Origin of the sequence: Dyadobacter flavalbus, from assembly GCF_006149045.1 — a bacterium.
GTDB lineage: Bacteria > Bacteroidota > Bacteroidia > Cytophagales > Spirosomataceae > Dyadobacter > Dyadobacter flavalbus.
Window position 1 is genome coordinate 1 of sequence record NZ_VBSN01000020.1, and the last position, 537, is coordinate 537.

Annotated in this window: 1 protein-coding gene; it reads right to left on the minus strand. The window is 51.6% G+C overall.

Annotation, left to right across the window (positions count from 1 at the left end; translation table 11 throughout):
- The coding region (locus FEM33_RS03210) for a malectin (protein WP_201747690.1) at positions 1-537 on the minus strand (537 nt) is incomplete at both ends.

Sequence of the window (537 nt, forward strand, 5' to 3'; positions counted from 1 at the left end):
TGCAGCTGTTTGCGGCACGACTTCGATGGCATTGATCAAAGGCTGGTTTACCGATCCGCTTGTGAAATTAATATTCATCATGCCGTCGGTTACCGATACGGGGAAGGTTTCCTTCACTGCCCTGACAGCGCCGCCTGCTTTTGCATAGATGTCATAATTGGTGAGCTTGCTGGCGCCTTCGATCGCTACATTGAACCTGCGTTTGCCTGTTCCGCCCGCTACTTTACCCGGAGCGCCGAAGTAAAGCTCTGCAAAATGCAGGATGACACTGTAAGAACCATTCGGGACCGGAATGCTGTAACTGATCGTAGCGCCGGAGCGTGCCGAACGGTAAATGACATCATCGGTCGTATTGAGGATATCCACTGAGCTGGCTGCGGACGGAGTAGTGCTGGTTCCAGTAAAGTATTTATCAGCAATAAACGCCCTGTTACCGGATGCCGTGTAAGCAGAACCCCCGACGTTGATGCGGGTTGTTGTTGCCGGAGAATTTACAGTAACTGTAATCGTTTCACTATCCGACAGACTTGGCGAGCC